Origin of the sequence: Serratia sp. (in: enterobacteria) (assembly GCF_046715635.1) — a bacterium.
In the GTDB taxonomy this organism is placed as follows: Bacteria; Pseudomonadota; Gammaproteobacteria; order Enterobacterales; family Enterobacteriaceae; genus Chania.
Map to the genome: position 1 here is coordinate 1 of NZ_JBKJYW010000400.1, position 3,850 is coordinate 3,850.

The following is a 3,850-nucleotide window of genomic DNA, read 5'->3' on the forward strand; positions in this document are numbered from 1 at the left end:
ACCGATCAAGAAATAATCGGGGTGATTGAATAATGGCAAAGGCACCTGTTCGTACACGTAAGCGTGTAAGAAAACAAGTCTCTGACGGCGTGGCTCATATCCATGCTTCTTTCAACAACACCATTGTGACTATTACCGATCGTCAGGGTAATGCTTTGGGTTGGGCAACAGCCGGTGGTTCCGGTTTCCGTGGTTCTCGTAAGTCAACTCCGTTTGCAGCTCAGGTTGCGGCCGAGCGTTGTGCTGACGCAGTTAAAGAATACGGTATCAAGAACCTGGAAGTTATGGTTAAAGGACCTGGTCCTGGTCGTGAGTCTACTATCCGCGCTCTGAACGCGGCTGGTTTCCGCATCACTAATATTACCGATGTGACTCCGATTCCTCATAACGGTTGTCGTCCACCGAAAAAGCGTCGCGTGTAACGCCCCTGCTTTTCGGATTGTTGGAGAAAGAAAATGGCAAGATATTTGGGTCCTAAGCTCAAGCTTAGCCGCCGCGAGGGCACAGACCTGTTCCTGAAGTCTGGCGTTCGCGCGATAGATTCAAAGTGCAAAATTGAACAGCCACCTGGTCAACACGGTGCGCGTAAACCGCGTCTGTCTGACTATGGTGTACAGTTACGTGAAAAGCAAAAAGTTCGCCGTATGTACGGTGTTCTGGAGCGTCAGTTCCGTAACTATTACAAAGCAGCAACCCGCCTGAAAGGCAACACCGGTGAAAACCTGTTGACCCTTCTGGAAGGTCGTCTGGACAACGTAGTTTACCGTATGGGCTTCGGCGCCACTCGTGCAGAATCACGTCAGCTGGTTAGCCATAAAGCCGTTATGGTAAATGGTCGCGTTGTTAACATCGCTTCTTATCAGGTATCTCCGAATGACGTAGTCAGCATCCGCGAGAAAGCTAAAAAGCAGTCTCGTGTTAAGGCTTCTCTGGAGCTGGCTGAGCAGCGTGAAAAGCCGACTTGGCTGGAAGTTGATGCTGCGAAGATGGAAGGTGTGTTCAAACGTATTCCTGAACGTACCGATCTGTCCGCCGACATTAACGAACACCTGATCGTCGAGCTTTACTCCAAGTAAGGCTTGAGTTTCAAAGAGAGGACACAATGCAGGGTTCTGTGACAGAGTTTCTAAAACCGCGCCTGGTAGATATCGAGCAAGTCAGTTCGACGCACGCCAAGGTGACCCTTGAGCCGTTAGAGCGTGGCTTTGGCCATACTCTTGGCAACGCACTGCGCCGTATTCTGCTTTCATCTATGCCGGGTTGCGCGGTGACCGAGGTTGAGATTGATGGTGTACTACATGAGTACAGCACCAAAGAAGGCGTACAGGAAGATATCCTGGAGATCCTGCTCAACCTGAAAGGGCTGGCGGTGAGAGTTCAAGGGAAAGATGAAGTTATCCTTACCCTGAATAAATCTGGCATTGGCCCTGTGACCGCTGCCGACATTACCCATGATGGTGATGTCGAAATCGTCAAGCCGCAGCACGTTATCTGCCACCTGACCGATGAGAACGCTGCTATCAGCATGCGTATCAAAGTTCAGCGCGGTCGTGGTTATGTGCCGGCTTCTGCCCGAATTCATTCGGAAGAAGATGAGCGCCCGATTGGTCGTCTGTTGGTTGACGCCTGCTATAGCCCTGTAGAGCGTATTGCCTACAATGTTGAAGCAGCGCGTGTAGAACAGCGTACCGACCTGGACAAGCTGGTCATCGAGATGGAAACCAATGGCACGATCGATCCTGAAGAGGCGATCCGCCGTGCGGCAACCATTCTGGCTGAACAACTGGAAGCTTTCGTTGACTTACGTGATGTACGTCAGCCGGAAGTGAAAGAAGAGAAACCAGAGTTCGATCCGATCCTGCTGCGCCCTGTTGACGATCTGGAATTGACTGTCCGCTCTGCTAACTGCCTTAAGGCAGAAGCTATCCACTACATCGGTGATCTGGTACAGCGTACCGAGGTTGAGCTGTTGAAAACGCCTAACCTGGGTAAAAAATCTCTTACTGAGATTAAAGACGTGCTGGCCTCCCGTGGACTTTCTCTGGGCATGCGCCTGGAAAATTGGCCACCGGCGAGCATTGCTGACGAGTAACCGGATCACAGGTTAAGGTTTTACTGAGAAGGATAAGGTCATGCGCCATCGTAAGAGTGGTCGTCAACTGAACCGTAACAGCAGCCATCGCCAGGCTATGTTCCGTAACATGGCCGGCTCTTTGGTTCGTCATGAGATCATCAAGACGACCCTGCCAAAAGCGAAAGAGCTGCGTCGCGTTGTTGAGCCGCTGATTACTCTTGCCAAGACCGACAGCGTTGCTAATCGTCGTCTGGCATTCGCCCGTACTCGTGATAACGAGATCGTGGCAAAACTGTTTAACGAGCTAGGCCCGCGTTTTGCGAGCCGTGCCGGTGGTTACACTCGCATTCTGAAGTGTGGCTTCCGCGCAGGCGACAACGCGCCGATGGCATACATCGAGCTGGTTGATCGTGCTGAGTCTCAAGCAGAAGTAGCAACTGCAGAGTAATCTGTGGAAGCGTAAAAAAACCGGGCTTGCCCGGTTTTTTTACGTCTTTAACTCGCCAAATGTGCTTTCCCCTCCCGGCAATGCTTAAGATCCCCCCCCATATCCGCTATGCTCAGGCTATCAGTAATAAGTGCAACACGGAGAAGTCATAATGTTCAAGATTGGGCAATTAGCCAAGTTGGCAGAAGTAACGCCAGATACGGTACGTTATTACGAGAAGCAAGGCATGATGGATCACCATGTTCGTACCGAAGGCGGCTATCGGCTGTATAGCGATCAGGACTTACAGCGCCTGCGTTTTATCCGCTATGCCAAACAGCTGGGCTTCACGCTGGAAACCATCGCCGAGTTGCTGTCGATCCGTGTGGATCCAGAGCATCACACTTGTGAAGAGTCGAAGTCTATCGTTAATGCGCGCCTGCAGGAGGTTGAAAGCAAACTGACCGAGTTAACCAGAATGCGTGAGTCGCTAAAAAGGCTCAGCGATGCCTGCTGCGGTAGCGAGCACACCAGCAACTATTGTTCGATTTTGGAGGCTTTGGAGCAGGGAGCCAGTGAAGAGAAAGCCAAAAGTGCAGTTTAACTGCGCGCGGGCCTTTAATTTTTATCTGGCCAGCAGTATTATCAGCGCGTTTATTATCAGCAACCAACAGGAAGACCATGATGACTCAATATCGTCATACCAAAGGTAAGATCCAGGACAATGCCATTGAGGCGTTGCTACATGATCCTCTTTTCCGCCAACGGGTAGAGAAGAACAGTAAAGGGAAAGGCAGCTACCGGCGTAAAGATAAACACGCAAAAGGCGGTAACTGGGAGGCCAGTGGTAATTTGCCCAACGACAATTTACCACTGGCCTTCTGGTTTTAAGCCACAAAAAAGCCATCTCGCAAGATGGCTCAAAACGTAGGGGCGCCGCATGCGGCGCCCATCTTATAGCTCTGAATTACAGCTTGGGTTGCTGTTGATGACTCAGCAGATCGCGGATTTCTGTCAGCAGCTTCTCTTCTGCGGTTGGCGCAGGCGGTGCGGCTGGCTCTTCAACCTCTTTACGGCGCATTTTGTTCATTAACTTGATGGCCATAAAGATAGCAAAGGCGACGATCACGAAATCAAAAATATTTTGCAGGAAGGAGCCATAGTTCATCACTACTGCTGGGACATTGTCCTTGGCTTCACGCAGTACCAGATGGAACTGTTTAAAATCAACGCCACCGATCAGCAGGCCCAAAGGTGGCATGATGATGTCGGCAACCAAGGAAGAAACGATTTTACCGAATGCCGCACCAATGATCACACCCACTGCCAGATCGACCACGTTGCCACGC

Annotated in this window: 7 protein-coding genes; 6 read left to right on the forward strand and 1 reads right to left on the reverse strand. The window is 50.9% G+C overall.

The genetic code is table 11. The features are described from left to right. The first annotated feature begins 32 nt into the window (after positions 1 to 32). The 6 genes from rpsK (at position 33) to ACLQ7H_RS20760 (ending at position 3,392) form a co-directional block, all read left to right on the forward strand. The gene (gene rpsK, locus ACLQ7H_RS20735) at positions 33 to 422 is read left to right on the forward strand and encodes a 30S ribosomal protein S11 (RefSeq protein ID WP_004929731.1); all 390 of its coding nucleotides are present in this window, start codon (positions 33 to 35) and stop codon (positions 420 to 422) included. 33 nt (positions 423 to 455) lie between these two features. Continuing rightward, complete coding sequence (gene rpsD / locus ACLQ7H_RS20740; protein WP_021182216.1) at positions 456 to 1,076, forward strand: 30S ribosomal protein S4; 621 nt, start codon at positions 456 to 458, stop codon at positions 1,074 to 1,076. Between the two features lie 26 nt (positions 1,077 to 1,102). Continuing rightward, positions 1,103 to 2,092: a DNA-directed RNA polymerase subunit alpha gene (locus ACLQ7H_RS20745; RefSeq protein WP_002919219.1), complete on the forward strand. Its 990-nt coding sequence runs from the start codon at positions 1,103 to 1,105 to the stop codon at positions 2,090 to 2,092. A 40-nt stretch (positions 2,093 to 2,132) separates the two neighbouring features. Continuing rightward, positions 2,133 to 2,522, forward strand: coding sequence for a 50S ribosomal protein L17 (gene rplQ, locus ACLQ7H_RS20750; protein ID WP_004929726.1), 390 nt, complete (start codon positions 2,133 to 2,135; stop codon positions 2,520 to 2,522). A 151-nt stretch (positions 2,523 to 2,673) separates the two neighbouring features. Next, positions 2,674 to 3,105 carry a Zn(2+)-responsive transcriptional regulator gene (zntR, locus tag ACLQ7H_RS20755; RefSeq protein WP_411754297.1) on the forward strand — a complete coding sequence of 144 codons (432 nt, stop codon included), beginning with the start codon at positions 2,674 to 2,676 and terminating at the stop codon, positions 3,103 to 3,105. Positions 3,106 to 3,185: 80 nt separating this feature from the next. Then, positions 3,186 to 3,392, forward strand: a complete 207-nt coding sequence (locus tag ACLQ7H_RS20760; RefSeq protein WP_411754299.1) for an alternative ribosome-rescue factor A — start codon at positions 3,186 to 3,188, stop codon at positions 3,390 to 3,392. A gap of 76 nt (positions 3,393 to 3,468) precedes the next feature. On the opposite strand, the gene mscL is transcribed toward ACLQ7H_RS20760, so the two are convergent. Then, positions 3,469 to 3,850: large-conductance mechanosensitive channel protein MscL (mscL, locus tag ACLQ7H_RS20765; RefSeq protein WP_411754298.1), on the reverse strand; the 382-nt coding region annotated here is incomplete at its 5' end.

Bases quoted from the DNA above. Each gene is read 5' to 3' on its own strand.
- rpsK (WP_004929731.1), top strand. From the start codon at position 33: ATGGCAAAGGCACCTGTTCGTACACGTAAGCGTGTAAGAAAACAAGTC.
- rpsD (WP_021182216.1), top strand. From the start codon at position 456: ATGGCAAGATATTTGGGTCCTAAGCTCAAGCTTAGCCGCCGCGAGGGC.
- ACLQ7H_RS20745 (WP_002919219.1), top strand. From the start codon at position 1,103: ATGCAGGGTTCTGTGACAGAGTTTCTAAAACCGCGCCTGGTAGATATC.
- rplQ (WP_004929726.1), top strand. From the start codon at position 2,133: ATGCGCCATCGTAAGAGTGGTCGTCAACTGAACCGTAACAGCAGCCAT.
- zntR (WP_411754297.1), top strand. From the start codon at position 2,674: ATGTTCAAGATTGGGCAATTAGCCAAGTTGGCAGAAGTAACGCCAGAT.
- ACLQ7H_RS20760 (WP_411754299.1), top strand. From the start codon at position 3,186: ATGACTCAATATCGTCATACCAAAGGTAAGATCCAGGACAATGCCATT.